This is a genomic window from Pseudomonas mucoides (assembly GCF_015461845.1).
GTDB lineage: Bacteria > Pseudomonadota > Gammaproteobacteria > Pseudomonadales > Pseudomonadaceae > Aquipseudomonas > Aquipseudomonas mucoides.
In genome coordinates this window covers 78,725-99,796 of record NZ_JACOPW010000005.1, presented here as the reverse complement: position 1 = coordinate 99,796, position 21,072 = coordinate 78,725, and the positions used below count along the sequence as shown (strand labels likewise).

At 58.7% G+C, this 21,072-nt stretch carries 19 protein-coding genes, 4 tRNA genes and 1 riboswitch; of the genes, 5 read left to right on the top strand and 18 right to left on the bottom strand.

Translation table 11 applies throughout. From position 1 onward, the window contains the following. Positions 1-51 precede the first annotated feature (51 nt). Positions 52-1,389 carry a chromate efflux transporter gene (gene chrA / locus H8F22_RS21510; protein ID WP_027923942.1) on the bottom strand — a complete coding sequence of 446 codons (1,338 nt, stop codon included), beginning with the start codon at positions 1,387-1,389 and terminating at the stop codon, positions 52-54. 92 nt (positions 1,390-1,481) lie between these two features. Beyond that, positions 1,482-1,558: transfer RNA gene (locus H8F22_RS21505), tRNA-Arg, on the bottom strand. A 290-nt stretch (positions 1,559-1,848) separates the two neighbouring features. Here H8F22_RS21505 and H8F22_RS21500 point away from each other — a divergent pair. Then, positions 1,849-2,079 (top strand): hypothetical protein, encoded by a 231-nt coding sequence (locus tag H8F22_RS21500; RefSeq protein ID WP_194940733.1) that lies wholly within the window; start codon positions 1,849-1,851, stop codon positions 2,077-2,079. Between the two features lie 22 nt (positions 2,080-2,101). Beyond that, positions 2,102-2,281, top strand: a complete 180-nt coding sequence (locus tag H8F22_RS21495) for a PA3371 family protein (protein ID WP_027923940.1) — start codon at positions 2,102-2,104, stop codon at positions 2,279-2,281. Here the strand turns inward: H8F22_RS21495 and phnN are convergent. Further along, positions 2,256-2,816, bottom strand: a complete 561-nt coding sequence (gene phnN / locus H8F22_RS21490; RefSeq protein ID WP_059182306.1) for a phosphonate metabolism protein/1,5-bisphosphokinase (PRPP-forming) PhnN — start codon at positions 2,814-2,816, stop codon at positions 2,256-2,258. The two genes, H8F22_RS21495 and phnN, sit on opposite strands and share 26 nt — an antisense overlap. Positions 2,817-3,201: 385 nt before the next feature. Here phnN and H8F22_RS21485 point away from each other — a divergent pair, with 385 nt between their 5' ends. Further along, positions 3,202-3,528 (top strand): Arc family DNA-binding protein, encoded by a 327-nt coding sequence (locus tag H8F22_RS21485; RefSeq protein WP_003178899.1) that lies wholly within the window; start codon positions 3,202-3,204, stop codon positions 3,526-3,528. A 103-nt stretch (positions 3,529-3,631) separates the two neighbouring features. Here H8F22_RS21485 and mgtE read toward each other — a convergent pair whose 3' ends face one another. Then, positions 3,632-5,074: a magnesium transporter gene (gene mgtE, locus H8F22_RS21480; protein WP_010457218.1), complete on the bottom strand. Its 1,443-nt coding sequence runs from the start codon at positions 5,072-5,074 to the stop codon at positions 3,632-3,634. Between the two features lie 318 nt (positions 5,075-5,392). Between mgtE and H8F22_RS21475 the strand changes: the two genes are divergently transcribed. Continuing rightward, on the top strand, positions 5,393-5,911 hold the full coding sequence (locus tag H8F22_RS21475) for a hypothetical protein (RefSeq protein ID WP_027923938.1): 519 nt from the start codon (positions 5,393-5,395) through the stop codon (positions 5,909-5,911). A 19-nt stretch (positions 5,912-5,930) separates the two neighbouring features. On the opposite strand, the gene H8F22_RS21470 is transcribed toward H8F22_RS21475, so the two are convergent. The 7 genes from H8F22_RS21470 to ltaE form a co-directional block, all read right to left on the bottom strand. Continuing rightward, a tRNA-Arg gene (locus tag H8F22_RS21470) sits at positions 5,931-6,007 on the bottom strand. Between the two features lie 72 nt (positions 6,008-6,079). Then, positions 6,080-6,156, bottom strand: a tRNA-Arg gene (locus H8F22_RS21465). A gap of 107 nt (positions 6,157-6,263) precedes the next feature. Beyond that, a tRNA-Ser gene (locus H8F22_RS21460) sits at positions 6,264-6,354 on the bottom strand. A 62-nt stretch (positions 6,355-6,416) separates the two neighbouring features. Beyond that, positions 6,417-6,605: a carbon storage regulator CsrA gene (csrA, locus tag H8F22_RS21455; RefSeq protein WP_002554426.1), complete on the bottom strand. Its 189-nt coding sequence runs from the start codon at positions 6,603-6,605 to the stop codon at positions 6,417-6,419. A gap of 188 nt (positions 6,606-6,793) precedes the next feature. Beyond that, on the bottom strand, positions 6,794-8,035 hold the full coding sequence (locus H8F22_RS21450; protein ID WP_027923937.1) for an aspartate kinase: 1,242 nt from the start codon (positions 8,033-8,035) through the stop codon (positions 6,794-6,796). A gap of 91 nt (positions 8,036-8,126) precedes the next feature. Next, entirely contained in the window at positions 8,127-10,751 is a 2,625-nt protein-coding gene (gene alaS / locus H8F22_RS21445) for an alanine--tRNA ligase (protein WP_027923936.1), read from the bottom strand. A 146-nt stretch (positions 10,752-10,897) separates the two neighbouring features. Next, positions 10,898-11,902, bottom strand: a complete 1,005-nt coding sequence (gene ltaE, locus H8F22_RS21440; RefSeq protein WP_027923935.1) for a low-specificity L-threonine aldolase — start codon at positions 11,900-11,902, stop codon at positions 10,898-10,900. Positions 11,903-12,097: 195 nt separating this feature from the next. Then, positions 12,098-12,269: riboswitch (FMN riboswitch) on the top strand. A gap of 101 nt (positions 12,270-12,370) precedes the next feature. On the opposite strand from ltaE, the gene H8F22_RS21435 reads away from it, so the two are divergent. Continuing rightward, entirely contained in the window at positions 12,371-12,880 is a 510-nt protein-coding gene (locus tag H8F22_RS21435) for a 6,7-dimethyl-8-ribityllumazine synthase (RefSeq protein ID WP_027923934.1), read from the top strand. Positions 12,881-12,930: 50 nt separating this feature from the next. On the opposite strand, the gene astE is transcribed toward H8F22_RS21435, so the two are convergent. The 7 genes from astE to H8F22_RS21400 form a co-directional block, all read right to left on the bottom strand. Next, complete coding sequence (astE, locus tag H8F22_RS21430) at positions 12,931-13,941, bottom strand: succinylglutamate desuccinylase (protein ID WP_027923933.1); 1,011 nt, start codon at positions 13,939-13,941, stop codon at positions 12,931-12,933. Positions 13,942-13,953: 12 nt separating this feature from the next. Continuing rightward, the gene (locus tag H8F22_RS21425; RefSeq protein WP_027923932.1) at positions 13,954-14,241 is read right to left on the bottom strand and encodes a hypothetical protein; all 288 of its coding nucleotides are present in this window, start codon (positions 14,239-14,241) and stop codon (positions 13,954-13,956) included. 26 nt (positions 14,242-14,267) lie between these two features. Then, the gene (astB, locus tag H8F22_RS21420; RefSeq protein ID WP_194940664.1) at positions 14,268-15,614 is read right to left on the bottom strand and encodes an N-succinylarginine dihydrolase; all 1,347 of its coding nucleotides are present in this window, start codon (positions 15,612-15,614) and stop codon (positions 14,268-14,270) included. Between the two features lie 164 nt (positions 15,615-15,778). Then, complete coding sequence (astD, locus tag H8F22_RS21415; protein WP_177327614.1) at positions 15,779-17,248, bottom strand: succinylglutamate-semialdehyde dehydrogenase; 1,470 nt, start codon at positions 17,246-17,248, stop codon at positions 15,779-15,781. Next, complete coding sequence (gene astA / locus H8F22_RS21410; protein WP_027923929.1) at positions 17,245-18,270, bottom strand: arginine N-succinyltransferase; 1,026 nt, start codon at positions 18,268-18,270, stop codon at positions 17,245-17,247. Before astA ends, astD begins: the two co-directional genes overlap by 4 nt. An 84-nt stretch (positions 18,271-18,354) precedes the next feature. Beyond that, positions 18,355-19,374, bottom strand: a complete 1,020-nt coding sequence (gene aruF / locus H8F22_RS21405) for an arginine/ornithine succinyltransferase subunit alpha (RefSeq protein ID WP_027923928.1) — start codon at positions 19,372-19,374, stop codon at positions 18,355-18,357. Positions 19,375-19,571: 197 nt separating this feature from the next. Then, positions 19,572-20,792 (bottom strand): aspartate aminotransferase family protein, encoded by a 1,221-nt coding sequence (locus tag H8F22_RS21400; RefSeq protein ID WP_059182301.1) that lies wholly within the window; start codon positions 20,790-20,792, stop codon positions 19,572-19,574. Positions 20,793-21,072: the final 280 nt, after the last annotated feature.

The following is a 21,072-nucleotide window of genomic DNA, read 5'->3' as shown; positions in this document are numbered from 1 at the left end:
TAAAAAAACCCTGTCGGATGGAGGTATCCGCCAGGGCTTTTTTTATTGTTTCTAACGCAACAGATGCACTGCCAGACCCACAAGTGCACAGGCCATCAGCACCTGAATGACGCCCCGCTTGAAGCGGAACAAGGCAATGGCCGCGGCGATCGCGATCAGTGCCGAGGGCCAATCGAGTTGGCCGCTGAAACCCTTTGGCCACAGCACGTGATAGCCGAAGAAGCACGCCAGATTGAGAATCACACCCACGACGGCGGCCGTAATCGCAGTCAGTGGCGCAGTGAACTTGAGCTCATTGTGGGTCGACTCGACCAATGGCCCGCCCGCGAGGATGAACAGGAACGAGGGCAGGAAGGTAAACCAGGTCACCAGGCAGGCAGCGACGGCTCCCGCGAGAAAAACATGGTCGCTGCCGAACACTTGAGCAACATACGCGCCGACAAAACTGACGAAGGCCACGACCATGATCAACGGTCCAGGTGTGGTTTCGCCTAACGCCAGGCCATCGATCATTTGAGTCGGTGTCAGCCAGCCATAATGCCCGACCGCCCCTTGATAGACATAGGGAAGCACGGCATACGCACCGCCAAACGTCAGCAGGGCCGCTTTGGTAAAGAACCACCCCATCTGGGTCAGGGTGCCTTCCCAGCCAAAGAGCACGGTCAAAATCCCCATTGGCAGGCCCCATAACGCGGCGCCGATCACGGCCAGCGTTGCCAATTTCAACCAACTGAACCGGGCATGCTCCGGGGACGGGGTGTCATCATCGATCACAGCCGGGCCAAAGGACTTTTTGGCAGCTCCATGACCACCGGTCCTGAACTTATCGGGCGCCAGGCGTCCGCCGACATAGCCAAGCACTGCGGCACCCAGAACGATCAGCGGGAACGGCACATTGAACGCGAAGATGGCGGTGAATGAAGCGGCCGCTATCGCCCATAGCCAATTGTTCTTCAATGCCCGAGAGCCGATCCGATGGGCCGCCTGCACGACAATGGCGGTCACGGCAGGCTTGATGCCATAGAAAAGCCCGGCCACCACCGGCACGTCACCGAAGGCGATGTACATCCACGACAACCCGATCAGGATGAACAACGACGGCAGCACAAACAGTGCGCCGGCAATCACCCCGCCCCAGGTTCGATGCATCAGCCAGCCGATATAGGTCGCCAACTGCTGCGCCTCTGGCCCGGGGAGCAACATGCAGTAGTTGAGGGCATGCAGGAATCGGCGCTCGGATATCCAGCGCCGCCGTTCGACCAGCTCTTGGTGCATGATCGAGATCTGCCCCGCAGGCCCGCCGAAACTGATGAAGCCAAGCTTCAACCAGAACCAGAACGCCTCACGAAGACTGATTGCGCCCGGCCTGGACAGCTTTTCTTCAACCATTAGCGCCAAAGCCTCTGGAAACGAACAAGCAGGGAATGTGCGATGCGGGCACTAACGGAAACGGCACCTTGCGCAAGGCGCCATGAAATAGATGGTGTCCCAGGGCAGGTTCGAACTGCCAACCTTCCCCTTAGGAGGGGGATGCTCTATCCAATTGAGCTACTGAGACACACGTCGCCCGCACGAAATGCGGTGCGATGGACGGCGTGCATGTTAACGGGCAAGCCCGGATTTGTCATGTCGTCCGTAGGGCTTTTTAAGTGTAGGCAGACGCCCCACCGGGCTGTGGCTTTGTTTACCGTGCAAATTGCATCCCCTCAAAATGCCATCATTGCAATTTGCAATGCCACCCCTTCTCAACGACAAGTTAATTCCTTGTTTTTAAAGGATTTAATAGCCGTTAAACTATTGGCACGCGGGCTGCTTCAGCTGTTCTCAAGAACAACCGAGGTGAGCCTCATGAATCGCGCCCTTTTACTCTCGAATGCGATCGCCCTGGCAGTCCTGGCGGGTTTTCATTTTGCCCCCGAGAACAGCGCGGTGCAGGTCGCTCAACGTATGCCGCATTACCTGCAGCTGCAAAAAGCCCCGCAATTGGCGGTCATGAGCGATCAGGGCGGGTTTATTCGCCAGGATGTGAGCCAGGAAGGCTCATCGGTATCGCAGGCTTCCGAACGCTTTGTATTTTGAATCACCCTATCAGGAGCACAGCATGTCCAAATCAGCCGCAGGATTTTTGATCCTTGCCTTACTGAGCGGCATTCTTCATTTGGCTTTGGTTCAGGAGGTGGTTGTCACCCTGCCGCTGATTGCCTGCGGCGTTTTCGCCGGGTTGTTTGTATTGGCGCTAATTGCCGGGCGAAAAATCAAGTTCGATCCGGTGCTGCGTTAAATTTCAGCAGATCGAGGAGATGGGCAACGGTCACGGCGAGCTCGCCAGAGTTATCGAGTCGATGGACTGGCATGTTGTCAGCCGCGAACTGTGTGTTGCGGTGTAGCCTGTCTTCTATGTCCGCCAGGCTCTCACGACCACGCCGCACCAGGCGTTCGCGCAACACTTCATCCTTGACGGTCAACAGTACCGGGATCAGATCGGGGTAACGCTGTAGCGCCTCGGCAAGATGAGCGCGAGAACCGTTGACCAATACATGCCGGCCCTCCTTTAGCCACTGATCGATCTGAATCGGAATCCCATAATCCAGGCCATTGGCCTGCCACGACAGCGCGAAGTCACCCGCGTCTTTCAGGTGCCGGAATTCCTCGCGCGAGACGCCGACAGCGTCCTCGCCCACCGACTCGGCCGAGCGCGTTATGACCCGGCGCACCACTTCGCAGTTCATCAACTGCAAAGGTTTTCGAGCCGCTTCAATGAGGCTGTCTTTGCCGGATCCGGAAGGCCCCATCATATAAATCAGCCTGCCATCCATCCTGAATCATCCCCCACAGCGAGTTCGCCCCTAGTAAATCGGCCAATTGCCACTATCCTGTATCAGACAAGGATCAAGGATCGAATCCGCATAGCATGCACCTTCAGACGTCTTCAGACATCATCTGCGGGAGCAAAGGACGCGGTCGGCAATGCGGCTCTGGGCAACTTTTCCAACCAGTCCACATTTCTGACAAGGGGTGCTGGCATTAAGCCTTTACCCGGCTCAATATTTGTCACAGAATTGACGCCAATGATATGGCTTCTTTGAGGCATGATGCGGGCCTCTTTCAATTCAGGTTGAACATTTGGCCAGTAAGCTTGTCCTACCAGACATCCTGCGGCCAATCCCGAGAACCGCTCCCCTGAACTAACCGGTTAAATATATGCGCCCATTGAAACAGGCAATTTATTCCAGCCGTACGGCTGACAAGTTCGTCGTACGTCTGCCAGACGGAATGCGTGAACGCATTGCCGAGGTGGCTCGCAATCATCATCGCAGCATGAACTCCGAAATCATTGCACGCCTTGAGCAGAGTCTTATTCAGGAAGGTGCACTGGGCGAAGAGTTGAGCATGCGCCTGGACAGCCCGGAGCTGTCATTGCACGAACGCGAATTACTGCAACGTTTCCGTCAACTGTCCCACCGCCAGCAAAACGCCCTTGTTTCGCTGATCGCCCACGACGCTGAAATGGCCGCAGACGCGTCCTGAATCACCCCGAAAGCTCAAGCCAGCATTATCGCTGGCTTTTTTTTGCCTGAAATTTGGCCATAAAAAACCCGCCAATTGGGCGGGTTTCTTAAAGCGGGTCAAGTCAGAGCAGGAAGATCGTCGCCAGCCCAAGGAAGATGAAGAACCCGCCACTGTCGGTCATGGCGGTGATCATCACGCTCGCGCCCATCGCAGGGTCGCGTCCAAGCCGCGCCAGGGTCATCGGAATCAAAACCCCCATCAACGCCGCCAGCAACAGGTTGAGCGTCATGGCGGCCGTCATGACCACGCCAAGGGACCAACTGCCGTAAAGCAGATAGGCCACCACGCCAATCACCCCGCCCCAGACCAGGCCATTGATCAGACCGACCGCCAATTCCTTGCGCATCAGCCGCGAGGTATTGCCGGTACTGACCTGATCCAGCGCCATCGCACGAACGATCATGGTGATGGTCTGGTTACCGGAGTTGCCACCGATACCGGCTACGATCGGCATCAATGCCGCCAGTGCGACCAGTTTTTCGATGGAGCCTTCAAACAGGCCGATCACCCGCGATGCAATAAACGCGGTAATCAGGTTTACCGCCAGCCAGGCCCAACGGTTGCGCAGGGATTTCCAGACTGACGCGAAAATATCTTCTTCTTCGCGCAGACCCGCCATGTTGAGAACTTCGTTTTCGCTCTCTTCACGAATCAGGTCGACCATTTCATCGATGGTCAGACGGCCGATCAGCTTGCCGTTCTTGTCGACCACGGGGGCCGAGATCAAGTCGTAACGTTCGAACGCCTGAGCGGCGTCATAGGCGTCCTCGTCCGGGTGAAAACTCACCGGGTCGCTGGCCATGACTTCCGAAACCTGTTTTTCCGGATCGTTGACCAGCAGACGCTTGATCGGCAGCACACCTTTCAGCACGCCGTCGTAGTCGACAACGAACAGCTTGTCGGTGTGGCCGGGCAGCTCTTTGAGGCGACGCAGGTAACGCAGAACCACTTCGAGACTGACATCCTCACGGATGGTCACCATCTCAAAGTCCATCAGTGCCCCGACTTGCTCCTCGTCGTAGGACAACGCGGAGCGAACGCGCTCACGCTGTTGACCATCGAGGGTTTCCATCAGCTCGTGGACGACGTCTCGCGGCAGCTCGGACGCCAGGTCAGCGAGTTCGTCGGCGTCCATGTCCTTGGCCGCGGCCAGGAGCTCGTGATCGTCCATGTCGGCGATCAGGGTTTCACGGACCGAGTCGGATACTTCGAGCAGGATGTCGCCATCGCGATCAGCCTTGACCAATTGCCAAAGCGTCAGACGATCGTCCAGCGGCAGCGCTTCAAGGATGTAGGCAACGTCGGCGGAGTGCAGATCATCGAGTTTGCGTTGCAGCTCGACGAGGTTTTGCCGGTGAACCAGGTTCTCGACCCGGTCGTGATGCGGACCTTCCTGGCGATGAGTCAGGTCTTCGACGACCCGCTGACGCTGCAACAGCTCAACAACTTGAGCGAGGCGGTCCTGCAGGCTTTCTTGCGTTTTCTTTACTTCAACTTCGGACATAGGCGAACTCCACTCCCAGCAGCGGGGCACGCCGGAAGGATCAATCAGTCAATTCATGATTGGTGAAACGGGGTACTGAGTAACTACTGGGTAAGTCCATGGAGGTATTCCACAAGCCCCGGCGGGGCTGACGGGCGCAATGATACACCGCCCAACGGTTTTAAACGTTAAAAAATCGTGGCTGAAACAAGCGCTTGCAAGCCAAACCTGAGCGCCACCCTATCTATCAAGTGCGACGACTCATTCTGAAAAGAAAACACACCATCTTCCAAAAATGTAGCAGCTACCCTTGGTATCGACCGTCAAGGAGGACGCCATATGCCATCGATTGCGTACTATTTTTTGCTGACCACCCTGCTCTGCCTGCCGCCCCTGTTGCACGCGAAGACTGTGCATCGCTGCGAAGCTGCCAACGGGCATGTCACCTTCACCACCTTGAGCTGTACGGCCGGAGAAAGCCTTTCATTGCAGGATGTGCGCACTTTCACACCCGGCAGCACGATGGCGCTCATGCCAGATGCCAACACCGGTGAAACATCAGGTATGAAAAACATCAGGAGAGAACCGATCATCGCGGGTCAGGCAGAAGACAAATGCGGGAACCTGATCAGCGCCAGGGAGCGACGCGAAGCGATCATCAATCAACGCGTCGTCGCAGGCATGAGTCAGCAGGACGTCGAGAGCGCACTTGGCAAGCCAGACAAGATCAATATCAGGAATTCATCAACGAGTTACCGCTACGACGCGAAGCGAGGCCGTAGCGCACAGGTCGAGTTTGATGAGAAAGGATGTACGAAAGGGAAAGCCAAATCCCAGACAGCAAAAAGCCCGCGTTAGACGCAGGCTTTTTGGTGTTTGGTGCACTCGACAGGATTCGAACCTGTGACCGCTCGGTTCGTAGCCGAGTACTCTATCCAGCTGAGCTACGAGTGCATTTTGTGTTTTTAAACCAGACCACAACTGGCTGAAGCAAAGTCGCTCGCATTACTGCAAACAACTCTTAAATGGTGCACTCGACAGGATTCGAACCTGTGACCGCTCGGTTCGTAGCCGAGTACTCTATCCAGCTGAGCTACGAGTGCATTTGTTGCCGCGCATTATAGGCCGTTTAATCTCTATGTCAAACACTTTTTCTAGTAATTTCAACAACTTACCGAAGAAGCCAGATTACAACGTACTACGCAAATAATGGCGGAGAACGGGGGATTCGAACCCCCGACACCCTTTTGAGGTGTACTCCCTTAGCAGGGGAGCGCCTTCGGCCACTCGGCCAGCTCTCCGCAACACGGGGCGTATCTTAACCAACCTTTCCCCCGTTTGCAAACATAAAAAACGATAAAAATTAATGGCTTGGTTCTTCGTCCTTCTCTTTCTTTATACGCAGGTAAATTTCCTCACGGTGCACAGCAACCTCTTTCGGGGCGTTCACACCGATACGCACTTGATTTCCTTTGACGCCGAGCACGGTCACGGTGATTTCGCCATCACCAATAATCAGGCTTTCTGCGCACCGACGGGTCAGAATCAGCATACCTTTCTCCTAACGCATTTCATTTCAGGGACAACAGTCTGCAAAAAAAAGGCACTCGACCCACAACCAGAATGATCGCAGCCCTACATGCCTGAGTATTGACCAGCGCGAGCAAAAGAACAGTTTTAGGCCGCGCCATTCAAAAAAAGACAAAGGGCGCGGTCAGACCGCGCCCTTTGGTAAACGCATCACTCGCCCTGACGGGCCGGTGCGTCCAGTTCGAAAGCTGTGTGCAGAGCGCGCACAGCCAGTTCCAGGTACTTCTCTTCGATCACAACGGAGACTTTGATTTCCGATGTCGAGATCATCTGGATGTTGATGCTTTCTTTCGCCAGGGATTCGAACATGCGGCTGGCCACGCCTGCGTGGGAGCGCATGCCGACGCCGACGATCGATACCTTGGCAATCTTGGTGTCGCCCACGACTTCACGGGCACCCAGCTCGCCAGCGGTTTTTTCCAGCACGGCTTGCGCCGCCTGGTAGTCGTTGCGGTGCACAGTGAAGGTGAAGTCGGTGGTGTTATCGTGCGCGACGTTCTGCACGATCATGTCGACTTCGATGTTCGCGGCACTGATCGGGCCGAGAATCTTGAATGCAACGCCCGGGATGTCTGGCACGCCACGGATGGTCAGCTTGGCTTCATCGCGGTTGAATGCGATACCGGAAATGATCGGCTGTTCCATGGTTTCCTCTTCATCAATAGTAATGAGGGTACCCGGACCCTCCTTGAAGCTGTGCAGTACGCGCAGCGGAACGTTGTACTTGCCGGCAAACTCGACCGCACGGATCTGCAGTACCTTGGAACCGAGGCTGGCCATTTCCAGCATCTCTTCGAAGGTAATCTTTTCCAGGCGTTGAGCCACGGACACCACACGCGGGTCGGTGGTGTAGACACCATCGACGTCGGTGTAGATCTGGCATTCATCAGCCTTCAGGGCTGCGGCCAGCGCCACGCCGGTGGTGTCGGAACCGCCGCGACCGAGGGTGGTGATGTTGCCGTGCTCGTCGACGCCCTGGAAACCGGCGACAACCACTACGCGACCGGCTTTCAGATCGCCACGAATCTTCTGGTCATCAATCTGCAAGATACGCGCTTTATTGTGCGCGCTATCGGTCAGAATCCGCACCTGATTACCGGTGTAGGACACCGCTGGCACGCCGCGCTTGATCAGCGCCATGGCCAACAGTGCAATCGTCACCTGCTCACCGGTGGAAACGATCACATCCAGCTCGCGGGGAACCGGTTGGCCGTCGCCACTGATTTGCTTGGCCAGATCGATCAGACGGTTGGTTTCGCCGCTCATTGCAGACAGCACAACCACCAGGTCATCGCCAGCATCGCGGAATTTCTTAACCTTGTCGGCGACCTGCTCGATTCTCTCGACAGTGCCGACCGAGGTGCCTCCAAATTTCTGTACGATCAAAGCCATTTCAAAGCCGCCTCTGCCCATGAAGGGCGCCCAAATAATCACTCAAACAGCGTTCTGACCCGCTACTAGACCGCGGGTCAGACACACTGCCTTATAAACCCTGCTCTACAAATGGAACGGTCAGGGCCAATGCTGCATCCAGAGCGCCGGCGTCTGTACCGCCGCCCTGCGCCATGTCTGGACGACCACCGCCCTTCCCGCCCACTGCCGCAGCGGCTTGCTTCATCAAATCACCGGCTTTGAGTTGGCCAGTCAGGTCTTTGGTTACGCCTGCAACCAGAACGACCTTTTCCTCATGGACACTGCCGAGCAGGATCACTGCGCGGCCGAGTTTGTTTTTCAGTTGATCGACCAGCGCCAGCAGCGCCTTGCCATCCTGACCGTCCAGACGCACGGCCAGCACCTTCACGCCTTTGACGTCCAGGGCTGCGGCCGACAGATCGTCGCCCGCTGCACTGGCAGCCTTGGCTTGCAACTGCTCGAGTTGCTTTTCCAGCAGACGGTTGCGCTCCAGCACAGCCGACAGCTTGTCGATCAGGTTGTCGCGACTACCCTTGACCAGGTTGGCCGCTTCCTTGAGTTGTTCTTCAGCCGCGTTCAAGTAGGCCAGTGCCGCAGCGCCGGTGACGGCCTCGATACGACGCACACCCGATGCCACACCGCCTTCGCTGATGATTTTCAGCAGACCGATGTCGCCGGTACGGTTGGCGTGGATACCGCCACACAGCTCAACCGAGAAATCGCCACCCATGCTCAGCACGCGCACATTGTCGCCGTACTTCTCGCCGAACAGCGCCATGGCGCCCTTCTTCTTGGCGGTCTCGATGTCGGTTTCTTCGGTTTCAACCGCGGAGTTCTTGCGGATCTCGGCGTTGACGATGTCTTCCAGAGCTTTCAATTGCTCAGGCTTGATGGCTTCGAAGTGGCTGAAGTCAAAGCGCAGGCGCTGACTGTCGACCAACGAACCTTTCTGCTGAACGTGATCGCCCAGCACCTGACGCAATGCGGCGTGCAGCAAGTGAGTGGCCGAGTGGTTCAGCGACGTGGCATGACGCACGTCGGCTTCGACGTGAGCTTCAACCGGCGCGCCGATGATCAGGCTGCCCGATGCCAATACACCGTGGTGCAGGAAGGCGCCGCCGGTCTTGGTGGTATCGCGCACGTCGAAGCGGCTGTTGCCGGCTTGCAGATAACCACAGTCACCAATCTGGCCACCGGACTCCGCGTAGAACGGGGTCTGGTTCAGAACGACCACGCCTTCTTCGCCTTCGCTCAACACGTCAACCGATTGCCCTTCTTTATAGAGAGCCACGACTTTCGCCGAACCGCTGGTCGCTTTGTAACCGGTAAATTCGGTAGCCACATCAACCTTGACCAGGCTGTTGTAGTCCATGCCGAAGGAGCTGGCGGAACGGGCACGGACGCGTTGGGCTTCCATTTCGCGCTCAAAGCCTTCTTCGTCGATGGTCAGGCTGCGCTCGCGAGCGATGTCGCCGGTCAGGTCCATCGGGAAACCGTAGGTGTCGTAGAGTTTGAACACGACGTCGCCCGGTACCACGTCGCCTTTGAGGTCGGCCAGATCCTGCTCGAGGATTTTCAGGCCTTGCTCCAGGGTCTTGGCGAACTGCTCTTCTTCAGCTTTCAGAACACGTTCGATGTGCGCCTGCTGGGATTTCAGCTCAGGGAAGGCTTCGCCCATCTCGGCAACCAGGGCCGCAACGATCTGATAGAAGAAACTGCCCTTGGCGCCCAGCTTGTTGCCGTGACGGCAAGCGCGACGAATGATCCGGCGCAGTACATAGCCGCGACCTTCGTTGGACGGCAGCACACCGTCAGCGATCAGGAAGCCGCAAGAACGAATGTGGTCAGCCACGACTTTCAGGGAAGCCTGAGCGTCGTTGGTGCAACCGATGGCCTTGGCCGAAGCGCTCAGCAGGCTCTGGAACAGGTCGATTTCATAGTTCGAGTGAACGTGCTGCAGCACGGCACTGATCCGCTCCAGGCCCATGCCGGTGTCGACCGACGGCGCTGGCAGCGGGTGCAACACGCCATCGGCGGTGCGGTTGAACTGCATGAACACGTTGTTCCAGATCTCGATGTAACGGTCACCGTCTTCTTCCGGCGAGCCCGGTGGGCCGCCCCAGATGTCGGCACCGTGATCATAGAAAATTTCGGTGCAAGGACCGCACGGACCGGTATCGCCCATGGTCCAGAAGTTGTCGGACGCGTACGGCGCGCCTTTGTTGTCGCCGATGCGAACCATGCGCTCGGCCGGAACACCAATTTCCTTGGTCCAGATGTCGTACGCCTCGTCATCGCTGGCGTAGACGGTCACCCAGAGCTTTTCCTTCGGCAGATTCAGCCACTGGTCGGAGGTCAGGAAGTTCCAGGCGTAGGTGATCGCGTCACGCTTGAAATAATCACCGAAGCTGAAGTTACCCAGCATTTCGAAGAAAGTGTGGTGACGGGCGGTATAACCGACGTTTTCCAGGTCGTTGTGCTTGCCGCCGGCGCGCACGCATTTCTGGCTGCTGACCGCGCGGGTGTACGCGCGTTTTTCCTGGCCCAGGAAGCAGTCCTTGAACTGGTTCATCCCCGCGTTAGTGAACAGCAGGGTTGGGTCGTTGCCCGGAATCAAAGAGCTGGAGGCTACACGAGTGTGGCCTTGCTCTTCGAAGAAGCGAAGGAAGGCTTCACGGATTTCTGCGCTTTTCATTAGGTTCTTCCACGGAGGCTGCGGCCAAAGGCCTGTTCGAAACGTCAACAGACGAAGCGACGGCAAAGGGCCGCATTATATCGGCCCTGCGCGCGGGGTACAGCGTGTTTATACGATAGAAACAGTCAATTGGAGCGCTAACGCTATCACTTGCGCGAAAAGTCGACGAATGCCGCGACGACCTGCCCGATTTGCTCACGATTGACGTCCATGTGCGTGACCATACGCAGACGCCCTGCCGCGCTCAATTTGATCCCGCGTTCGGCGGCGAACGTCTTGATGGCTTCGGCCTTGTCACCCATCGGCACGTACACCATGTTGGTCTGCACCGGTTCGACGTCGTAACCCGCCGCGCGCAGGCCTTCAGCCAACAGCTGCGCATTGGCGTGGTCGTCGGCCAGACGCTGGACGTTGTTGTCCAGCGCATACAAGCCTGCTGCCGCCAGAATCCCGGCCTGACGCATGCCGCCTCCGACCATCTTGCGCAATCGGCGCGCCTTGGCAATCAACTCGACCGAGCCGCACAACACCGAACCGACCGGCGCGCCCAGGCCTTTGGACAAGCACACCGACACGGAATCGAAGTGCTGAGTGATTTCCCGGGCATCAACCCCCAGTTTGACGGCCGCGTTGTAGAGCCGCGCGCCGTCCAGGTGCAGCTGCAAGCCATGTTCACGGGTAAAGCTGCGGGCCCGCGCCAGATACTCCAGCGGCAGCACTTTGCCTTGCATGGTGTTTTCCAGCGCCAGCAAACGGGTGCGGGCGAAGTGGAAATCGTCCGGTTTGATCGCGGCGGCCACCTGGGTCAGGTCCAGCGAGCCATCGGCCTGCAGTTCCAACGGCTGCGGTTGAATCGAACCGAGCACCGCCGCACCGCCACCTTCATACTTATAGGTGTGGGCCTGTTGGCCGACAATGTATTCCTCGCCCCGCTCGCAATGCGCCATCAAACCCAGCAGGTTACTCATCGTGCCTGTCGGCACAAACAGCGCTGCGGCGAAACCCAGACGTTTTGCCAGCTCGGCTTCAAGACGGTTGACCGTCGGATCCTCGCCATAAACGTCGTCACCGGTGGCCGCGCAGGCCATTGCGTCGAGCATCCCGGCGGAAGGTTGGGTGACGGTGTCGCTGCGAAGATCGATAACGCTCATGAATCTGGCCTCGGTAAGCAGGGGAAATCCCTTTCAAGTAGGAATTACTGCGGTCATGACGACGAATAATCAACCCTTGAGCCGGAAAAGACAGCCCAAACCAGCGAAAAAGTCGATAACAATCATCAGATAGCAGCGATGCGCGGCTCACAAATATGTGTTAAAAACGCTGCGCCGCCAGACAATCTGGCGGCAAAACGTTCTCAGGGCGGGGTGCAACTCCCCACCGGCGGTAATTGCGCGCAACGCGCATAGCCCGCGAGCGCTTGGCGACAGGTACGGCAATGACCGTGCATGACGACAAGGTCAGCAGACCCGGTGTGATCCCGGGGCCGACGGTCATAGTCCGGATGAAGAGAGAACGGGATTGACGCCAAAGGGCCGTCCGCTGCATTCGTGCGAGCGTGCGTACCCTGAAATCCCATTCGATTCATATGCCCTGTTTTAACCATAAACAGGAGTCAGAACATGCAACCCACCGCAATCGATAGCAAAAGCAAAAACCATCAGGGCGAGCGCGTTGCGTTCATCCAGGCCTGCTGGCACAAGGAAATCGTCGATCAGAGCCGTAAAGGCTTTGTCACCGAAATGATTGCCCAGGGTTATCAGGAATCGGACATCGATTTCTTCGAAGTCGGCGGCGCCTTTGAAATGCCCCTGCACGCCAAGTTGCTGGCCAAGACCGGCCGTTATTCGGGCATCGTCGCGGCAGCCCTGGTGGTTGATGGCGGGATCTACCGTCACGAGTTCGTCGCCCAGTCGGTGGTCAGTGGCCTGATGCAGGTGCAACTGGAAACTGAAGTGCCCGTGTTCTCGGTATCCCTGACCCCGCACCACTTCCATGCCGGTGAAGAGCACCAGAAGTTCTTCTTCGAGCATTTCCTGCATAAAGGCCAGGAAGCCGCGAAGACCTGCGCGGATACGCTGCACAAGATCCGTAACCTGCGTCGCTCCGAACCCCGGGCGGTAGCCGTCTAAGTCGGAAGATCGTTCCCACGCACCGCGTGGGAACGATCAGTGCGCAAAAGTCAGGCGAGGTTTTCGTCGGTGGTCGGTACGATCAGGATGCCGGCGCGCAAGCCATTCTTCACCTTGGGGTTCGGGAAGATAATCCGGGCGCCCTCTTCTTCGATGATCCAGCGGGTATTGGCGATGTCTTCCGCCAGCAGGTAACCCACGTCCAGTTCGGAAAAGTTCTCGATGTCCGCCGGAAGGTTCAAGCGGAAGCTGTCGCTGTGCTTGATGATTTCCCGTGCCACGCTGTAAAGCTGCAAACCGTCCAGTGCTGCTTCGGTCGGTTCCGGTTCGGCGCCTTCGATGATCTGTTTCAGGCGGGTTTCCAGCTGGGAAACGTTGACCCCGGCGTTCTGCCCGAATGGCCTTGCCTTGCCCAGTTCAAGGGTGAAGGACTCGGCGCCCAGCTTGTCGTAGGTGTAGGAACTGAAAACGATGGATGGCTTGTTCTGCAACAGCACCGCTTCCATGCCGGCAGCACGCAGGCGTGCCAGTTCCTGTCGCGAATGCTGGCGACCTTCCTTCCAGGGGTACAAGGCGAACTGCTCAATCTTCGAGCCGCGAATCGCGGTGTGCAGGTCGTAGTGCAGACGCTGACGATCTGGCAGGCTGAAGAAACTCGCCGCCAGCCGCTCCAGCTCACAAGCGCGCAAGGCTTCGGAGCCGCTGCTTTGCTCGTGACGGCCGTTGAACAGCCGATTGACGTCCTGCTCGACAAAGCGCTCGCCTTTGCGAATCGCTTCCGGGTTACCGAACAGGAACAGAATACGTGCGCGCGGCTTCAAATCACCGCGAGCGATGTCATGCAACAGGCGGTCAAGCAACTCGATTGGCGCTGTTTCGTTGCCGTGAATACCGGCTGACAACAGCAGGTCCAGGCCATTGTCGCGCGCTTCAGGTGGCCGGACTTCCAGCGCACCTTCGCTCAACCAGCGCATCCGCACGCCTTCGACAGTCAGTTGAGTCTTCTCCGCCGGTTCACGGCCGGCGAGGGTCAGTTCAAGCAGTTTGCCGAGGGCGAGCATAGAGCGGTTTCCTTAGTGGTCGTGTGCGCAATCCGGGCCGTGCACGTGGTCTTCGTCGCCGACTTCAGCCGGTTCCATTTCCAGTTGCAGACTTACCAGATTAGTCGCCAATGGACGCAGCAGCAGGTTGGCGTATTCAGCGTCACCTTCTTCGACGTCCACGCCGATCAGCAGTTGGCCACGGCCATCGTGCTGGATCCACAGCTCTTTGCCTTGCCACAGGACCGCGACGCGGGTGCAGGAGGTTTCCAGTTGCGTGCCGTCGGTGTCTTCAAGGATCAGCTGCAGGGTATCGCTCATGTTTTTTACGCTCTCGTTTGAGACTTTCAATTGATCTGGAATGGATAAACCGCGCCCAGTTTAAGGATTTGCGTCAGTTCATCCAGTGCCGTCCGGCATTCAAGCAGCAATTGCGGGTCCGCGAGATCGTTTTCGGTCATGCGGTCGCGGTAGTGCTTGTCGACCCATTCGGTCAACGTGCCGTACAACGGTGCCGTCATGATAACCCCTGGGTTGACCGCCGCCAGCTCGGTTTCATTCAGTGCGACGCGCAGCCGCAGGCAAGCCGGGCCGCCACCGTTCTGCATGCTTTGCTTCAGATCGAAGACTTTCACTTCGCGGATCAGGCCGCCGGAGCTGGTCAGACCTTGCAGGTACTGCCAGACACGCTCGTTGCCACGGCATTCTTCGGGCACGATCAACAGCATCGAACCGTCAGGACGCGACAGCAGTTGGCTGTTGAACAGGTAGGACCGAACGGCGTCTTCCACGGTGACGGCGGAACGCGGCACGCAGATGGACTGGAATTTGCCGCCGACTTTTGCGAGTTTGCTTTGCAGCTCGGCCAGCATCTGCTCTGTGTCGAGGAATGCGTCCTCGTGATAGAACAACACTTCGCCATTACCTACAGCGATCACGTCGTTGTGGAATACGCCCTGATCGATCACCGACGGGTTCTGCTGCGCGTAGACCACACCGTTTTCACTCAAGCCGTGCAGGCGGGCAACGGCCTGTGACGCTTCCAGCGTCTGGCGTGCCGGGTATTTCTGCGGTGCAGGGTAGCGGGTATCGAATGCGCTGCGACCGAACACGAAGAACTCGACGCCGGCTTCACCGTATTCACGGCAGAAACGGGTGTGGTTGGCCGCGCCTTCGTCACCGAACTGCGCCACGGCCGGTAACGCGGCGTGGTGCGCAAAGTGCTTCTGATCGGCGAACATCGCACCCAGCACGCGGCTGGTGGTCGGGTGTTCGATGCTGCGGTGGTACTTGCAGTTGAGGTTGGCGGCGGTGAAATGCACGCGGCCGTCAGCGGTGTCGGCACTCGGGCTGACCGTGGCGGCGTTGGCTACCCACATGCTCGACGCCGAGCAACTGGCAACCAGCAACGGCATCGCGTCTTTAGCGGCTTGCTCGATCACTTGCGCGTCGGTGCCGCTGAAACCCAAACGGCGCAGTGCGGCCACGTCCGGGCGTTCTTGTGGCGCCAACACACCTTGCTGAAAGCCCATTTCCATCAGCGCTTTCATTTTCGCCAGGCCTTGCAGCGCGGCTTCCTTCGGGTTCGAAGACTGCTGGCTGTTGCTCTGGGACGCGACGTTGCCGTAGGACAAACCGCCGTAGTTATGGGTCGGCCCCACTAGACCGTCAAAATTGACTTCATAGGATTTCATCAGCGAGGCTCCACGAGAATCTGTTGTTATAGGCTTCTGGTAACTGTTCTTTTAGACCGGGTCGCGGCCATCGCGGGAAGCCCGGCTCCCACAGGTTCGGCGGTGTTCATACACTATGTATTCGACGCAAATCCGGTGGGAGCGGGCTTGCCCGCGATTGGGCATTACGCCATCTTCACGCCAGGCGTGAGAGCAGCAGGCAACACCAGGCTCGGGGTTTCCAGCGAGGCCACCGGGTAAGCGCAGTAATCGGCTGCGTAGTAGGCGCTGGCGCGATGGTTGCCCGAGGCCCCCACACCGCCGAATGGTGCGCTGCTCGCGGCACCGGTCAGCTGCTTGTTCCAGTTGACGATACCGGCGCGGCTTTCCAGCCAGAACTGCCGGTAACGCGCTTCGGAATCCGACAGCAAACCCGCCGCCAGGCCATAGTCGGTATCGTTGGCTTCGGCGATCGCCGCTTCAAAATCAGCGTAGCGGATCACTTGCAGCAACGGGCCGAACAGCTCTTCGTCAGGACGGTCAGCCACGGCCGTCACGTCCAGAATGCCCGGGGTCAGCAACGCGGCTTGTGCCTGCGGCTGAGTCATTTCCAGCAACGCCACTGCGCCATTGGCCAGCAAATGTTCTTGCGCGTCCATCAACGCTTTCGCGGCGCCAAGGGAAATAACCGACCCCATGAAGGGTGCCGGTTGTTGATCAAACGCACCCACTTCAATCGTCGCGCTGACCGCCACCAGACGCGCCAGCAGCGTGTCGCCCCAGGCGCCCTGCGGCACCAGCAAGCGGCGTGCACAGGTGCAACGCTGACCGGCGGAAATGAAGGCCGACTGGATGATGGTGTAAACAGCGGCATCGAGGTCTGCCACTTCGTCGACCACCAGCGGGTTGTTACCCCCCATTTCCAGCGCCAGGATTTTGTCTGGACGACCGGCGAATTGCTGATGCAGGTGATTACCGGTGCGGCTGGAACCAGTGAAGAACAGACCGTCGATGCCCGGGTTTGCCGCCAGGGCAATACCGGTTTCACGAGCGCCTTGCAGCAGGTTCAACACGCCCGCCGGCAGACCGGCTTCGATCCAGCATTTAACCGTCAGCTCGGCGACTTTCGGGGTCAACTCGCTGGGTTTGAACAACACGCTGTTACCGGCCAGCAGCGCTGGCACGATGTGACCGTTCGGCAAGTGGCCAGGGAAATTGTAAGGACCGAACACCGCCACCACGCCGTGCGGTTTATGACGCAGCACAGCGGTGGCGTCGCCCAGCGGGCCGCTCTTCTCGCCGGTACGTTCACGGTAGCTCTGCACCGAAATCGCAATCTTGTTGACCATGCTGGTCACTTCAGTCGCCGACTCCCACAGTGGCTTGCCGGTTTCTTCACCGATGCAGCGCGCCAGTTCGTCAGCCTTGTTTTTCAGTGCGGCGGCAAAGGCCTCAAGCACGGCAATGCGCTCGTCCAGGGTCCGACGGGCCCAGCCCGGGAATGCCTGACGCGCGGCTTGCACGGCGGATTCAACCTGAGCCGCCGTGGCGCCTTCGCCGGACCACAGCACTTGCTGGGTCACCGGGTTCAGCGACTGGAAGGCTTCACCCTGGCCGGCCAGCCATTCACCCGCGATGTATAGCGAATTCATTATTTCGACTCCCGAGCAGCAGACAACGGAACGGCGCGCACTTGATCGCCGGCGTTGAGTTGAAGACGTTTGGCGGTCAGCGGATCAACCACCAGCGTGCCGGCGGCGAAGCGTGCTGGCGCGGCAGTGATCCGGCAGTCTTCGCGCTTGCGGTTATGAATCAGGAACGGCGTAGCGTCGTCGCCCGGTGTGCCGATGGCCAGCACCAGCGCCTCGCTGTCACGCACCGCGCGAATCTTGCCGGTTTCGCACTCGACGGCCGGGCCGGCGTCGAAGATGTCGACGTAGCCCTGGTAGCTGAAACCTTCGCTCTTGAGCATGGCCAGCGCCGGCTCGGTGTCCGGATGGACCTTGCCGATGACGTTGCGCGCGTCGGGCGAAAGGAAGCAGGTGTACAGCGGAAACTTCGGCATCAGTTCGGCAATGAATGCCTTGTTGCCCACGCCGGTCAGGTAATCAGCCTGGCTGAATTCCATCTTGAAGAAGTGACGGCCCAGGCTCTCCCAGAAAGGCGAACGCCCGGCTTCATCGGAGACACCACGCATCTCGGCGATGATCTTGTTGCCGAACAGTTGCGGGAACTCGGCAATGAACAACATCCGCGCCTTCGCCAGCATGCGGCCATTGAGGCCGGTGCGGAAATCGGCGTGCAGGAACAACGAGCACAGCTCGGAGTTGCCGGTCAGGTCATTGGCCAGGAACAGCGTCGGAATCTCGCGGTAGATGTTCAGCTCTTGCGAAGCGCTGACCGTCAGGCCGACCCGGAAGTTGTACCAAGGCTCACGCAGGCCGACCGCACCGGCGATGGCGGAAATGCCCACCACGCGGCCCGCGTCATCTTCAAGTACGAACAGGTAGTCCGCATCAGCGCGCCCGGCTTCGCCGCGAAAGGTCTTCTCGGCCCAACCGACCCGATGGGCCAGACGTTCTTCGTTGGCCGGCAAGGTAGTCAGGCCGGTGCCGGTGCTGCGGGCCAGGTCGATCAGAGCGGGTAAATCGCTGCTGCGTACGGGACGAACGATCATGCTATCTCCTCAAACGGGCCGCTTGCGCCACCCGTGAAATTTCGCTGCTTTCCAGGTATCTCTCGCTGGAAATCAATGCCGGCGTTAAACCGCCACCAGGCGCACGCTGGCACCTTCACCGACGCCCAAGGCTTCGGCCGCTTCCAGATCCAGGGTCACGGGTTTGCCTGGCGCGTAATCGAGCTCAAGCAACACGGCGCGGTAATCCTGCAACTGGGCATTGGCCACCAGGTACTGACGTCCGACACCTTTGACCGGCTCGCCGATTTTCACCGGTACGACGCGGCTCTGGGCGATCGAACGGATCCCCGTCACACGGGCGTGCAAGGTCGGGCCACCGTCGAAAATGTCGATGTAGTGATCGGTCTCGAAGCCTTCGCGCATCAGGATGTCGAAGGTGATCTGCGCCCGTGGATGCACCTGGCCCATCGCCTCTTGAGCGGAGTCCGGCAGCAGCGGCACATAGATCGGGTAATGCGGCATCAGCTCGGCCAGGAACGTGCGGCTCTTCAGACCGCACAGACGCTCGGCTTCAGCGTAGTTGAGGTCGAAGAAGTTGCGGCCGATGGCATCCCAGAATGGCGAGTCGCCGTTTTCATCGCTGTAACCGACGATCTCGGTCACCACGGAATCGGCAAAGCGCTCCGGGTGGCTGGCGACGAACAGCAGGCGCCCACGGGAATTGAGCTCGGCCCAAGGCGACCCCACCAACTCGCGCTGCACGTAGAAACTGGTCAGCAGGCTGTTGCCGGTCAGGTCGTGGCACTGGGAGAGCACGTGAATCTTGTTATGAATCTTCAGCTCGCGGGAGGCGTGCACGAAGGTTTCATTACGGAAACTGTAGAACGGCTCGGAATAACCGGCCGAGGCCACGATCGCCGAGCAACCGGCCAGCTTGCCGGTGGTCGTGTCTTCGAGGACGAAGAAATAGCTCTCTTCACCGTTGAAGCTGACTTCGGCAGCAAACGAGGCTTCGCTTGCAGCGATCTTGTCGCTCAGGCGTTCAACGTCATCCGGCAAGGAAGTGACACCAATCGGGCTGTCCGCAGCCAGACGCTGTACCTCGCCCAGATCAGCCATTTGCGCGGGGCGCATCACCAGCATGGTGTCACTCCTTTCTCGAAAAACTCTTTGAGGAAAATAACCGGCCCCCTTGTAGGAGCGAGCCTGCTCGCGATGGTGGATCAGCAACATTGATGTCGACTGACACACCATCGCGAGCAGGCTCACTCCTACAGAAAAGCGGGCCTGGCATAAAAATTGGGTTCGACGCCTGAAAGTTCAGGCGTCGAAGGGCCCTATCAGGCTTGTGTCAGTTTGGCGGCAGCACGTTCGAAGCGGTCCAGACCGGCATCGATATCAGCGTCTTCAACCACCAGGCTCGGCGCGAAGCGAATCACGTCCGGGCCGGCTTGCAGAATCATCAGGCCTTCACGTTCGGCGGCGTTGAAGATGTCTTTGGCCTTGCCCTTCCAGGCATCGCTCAGCACGCAACCGATCAGCAGACCCAGGCCACGAACCTGAGTGAACAGGCCGTACTTCTCGCCGATCTGCTCAAGGCGCGCCTTGAACTTGTCGTGCTTGGCATTGACGCCGGCCAACACTTCAGGGGTGTTGATCACGTCGATCACGGCCTCAGCGACAGCGCACGCCAGCGGGTTGCCGCCGTAAGTGGTGCCGTGAGTGCCGACGACCAGGTGTTTGGCCAGGTCTTCGGTGGTCAGCATGGCGGCGATCGGGAAACCACCGCCCAGGCTCTTGGCACTGGTCAGGATGTCCGGGGTCACGCCGTAATGCTGGTAGGCGAACAGCTTGCCGCTGCGGCCCATGCCGGTTTGCACTTCGTCGAACACCAACAGCGCGTTGTGCTCGGTGCACAGGTCGCGAGCGCCTTGCAGATAGGCCAGCTCGGCCGGTAACACACCGCCCTCGCCCTGGATCGGCTCAAGCACCACCGCGCAGGTCTTGTCGGAAATGGCTGCTTTCAACGCCGCCAGATCGTTGTACGGCACGTGGGTGATGCCGGTGATTTTCGGACCGAAACCGTCGGAGTACTTCGACTGGCCACCGACGTTCACGGTGAACAGGGTACGGCCGTGGAAGCTGTTCAGCGCGGCGATGATTTCGTACTTCTCGGTACCAAAACGATCGAAGGCGACGCGACGGGCCAGTTTGAAAGCGGCCTCGTTGGCTTCGGCGCCGGAGTTACAGAAGAACACGCGCTCGGCAAACGTAGCGTCGATCAGCTTATGCGCCAGGCGCAGGGCCGGCTCATTGGTGAACACGTTGGACACGTGCCACAGCTTGTTAGCCTGCTCGGTCAAGGCACCGACCAGCGCAGGGTGTGCGTGGCCCAATACGTTAACGGCAATCCCGCCGGCGAAGTCGATCAGCTCGCGGCCAGACTGGTCCCAGACGCGGGAACCGGCACCACGCACAGGGATGAAAGCGGCAGGCGCGTAGTTAGGAACCATTACCTGGTCGAAATCGGCGCGTTGTACCGCAGCGTGCTCAACGGACATCGGAGTCTCCTGAAGAGGAACACTCGCCTGAAACTGGCGAGCGATGGGGGGATTGTAAGGACAGTTTTCAGCCCGGCCTTGCCGCCAAGCGACAACTTCTTATAGCGCAAACCCCGGTTTCAGTCGGGTTTACGGCAATGCGACATATAGCGTCGCAAAGGCGCAGTTTAAACCGCCGGCACAGGTTATAGGCAGGCTTGTCGAACGGTGCGGTAAATATGTACCGCACCAGCCCCGTCATCGTCTGTTTTGCTGGTGACTCATCCAAACGCTAAGGGAA

Bases quoted from the DNA above. Each gene is read 5' to 3' on its own strand.
- chrA (WP_027923942.1), bottom strand. From the start codon at position 1,389: ATGGTTGAAGAAAAGCTGTCCAGGCCGGGCGCAATCAGTCTTCGTGAG.
- H8F22_RS21500 (WP_194940733.1), top strand. From the start codon at position 1,849: ATGAATCGCGCCCTTTTACTCTCGAATGCGATCGCCCTGGCAGTCCTG.
- H8F22_RS21495 (WP_027923940.1), top strand. From the start codon at position 2,102: ATGTCCAAATCAGCCGCAGGATTTTTGATCCTTGCCTTACTGAGCGGC.
- phnN (WP_059182306.1), bottom strand. From the start codon at position 2,816: ATGGATGGCAGGCTGATTTATATGATGGGGCCTTCCGGATCCGGCAAA.
- H8F22_RS21485 (WP_003178899.1), top strand. From the start codon at position 3,202: ATGCGCCCATTGAAACAGGCAATTTATTCCAGCCGTACGGCTGACAAG.
- mgtE (WP_010457218.1), bottom strand. From the start codon at position 5,074: ATGTCCGAAGTTGAAGTAAAGAAAACGCAAGAAAGCCTGCAGGACCGC.
- H8F22_RS21475 (WP_027923938.1), top strand. From the start codon at position 5,393: ATGCCATCGATTGCGTACTATTTTTTGCTGACCACCCTGCTCTGCCTG.
- csrA (WP_002554426.1), bottom strand. From the start codon at position 6,605: ATGCTGATTCTGACCCGTCGGTGCGCAGAAAGCCTGATTATTGGTGAT.
- H8F22_RS21450 (WP_027923937.1), bottom strand. From the start codon at position 8,035: ATGGCTTTGATCGTACAGAAATTTGGAGGCACCTCGGTCGGCACTGTC.
- alaS (WP_027923936.1), bottom strand. From the start codon at position 10,751: ATGAAAAGCGCAGAAATCCGTGAAGCCTTCCTTCGCTTCTTCGAAGAG.
- ltaE (WP_027923935.1), bottom strand. From the start codon at position 11,902: ATGAGCGTTATCGATCTTCGCAGCGACACCGTCACCCAACCTTCCGCC.
- H8F22_RS21435 (WP_027923934.1), top strand. From the start codon at position 12,371: ATGCAACCCACCGCAATCGATAGCAAAAGCAAAAACCATCAGGGCGAG.
- astE (WP_027923933.1), bottom strand. From the start codon at position 13,941: ATGCTCGCCCTCGGCAAACTGCTTGAACTGACCCTCGCCGGCCGTGAA.
- H8F22_RS21425 (WP_027923932.1), bottom strand. From the start codon at position 14,241: ATGAGCGATACCCTGCAGCTGATCCTTGAAGACACCGACGGCACGCAA.
- astB (WP_194940664.1), bottom strand. From the start codon at position 15,614: ATGAAATCCTATGAAGTCAATTTTGACGGTCTAGTGGGGCCGACCCAT.
- astA (WP_027923929.1), bottom strand. From the start codon at position 18,270: ATGATCGTTCGTCCCGTACGCAGCAGCGATTTACCCGCTCTGATCGAC.
- aruF (WP_027923928.1), bottom strand. From the start codon at position 19,374: ATGCTGGTGATGCGCCCCGCGCAAATGGCTGATCTGGGCGAGGTACAG.
- H8F22_RS21400 (WP_059182301.1), bottom strand. From the start codon at position 20,792: ATGTCCGTTGAGCACGCTGCGGTACAACGCGCCGATTTCGACCAGGTA.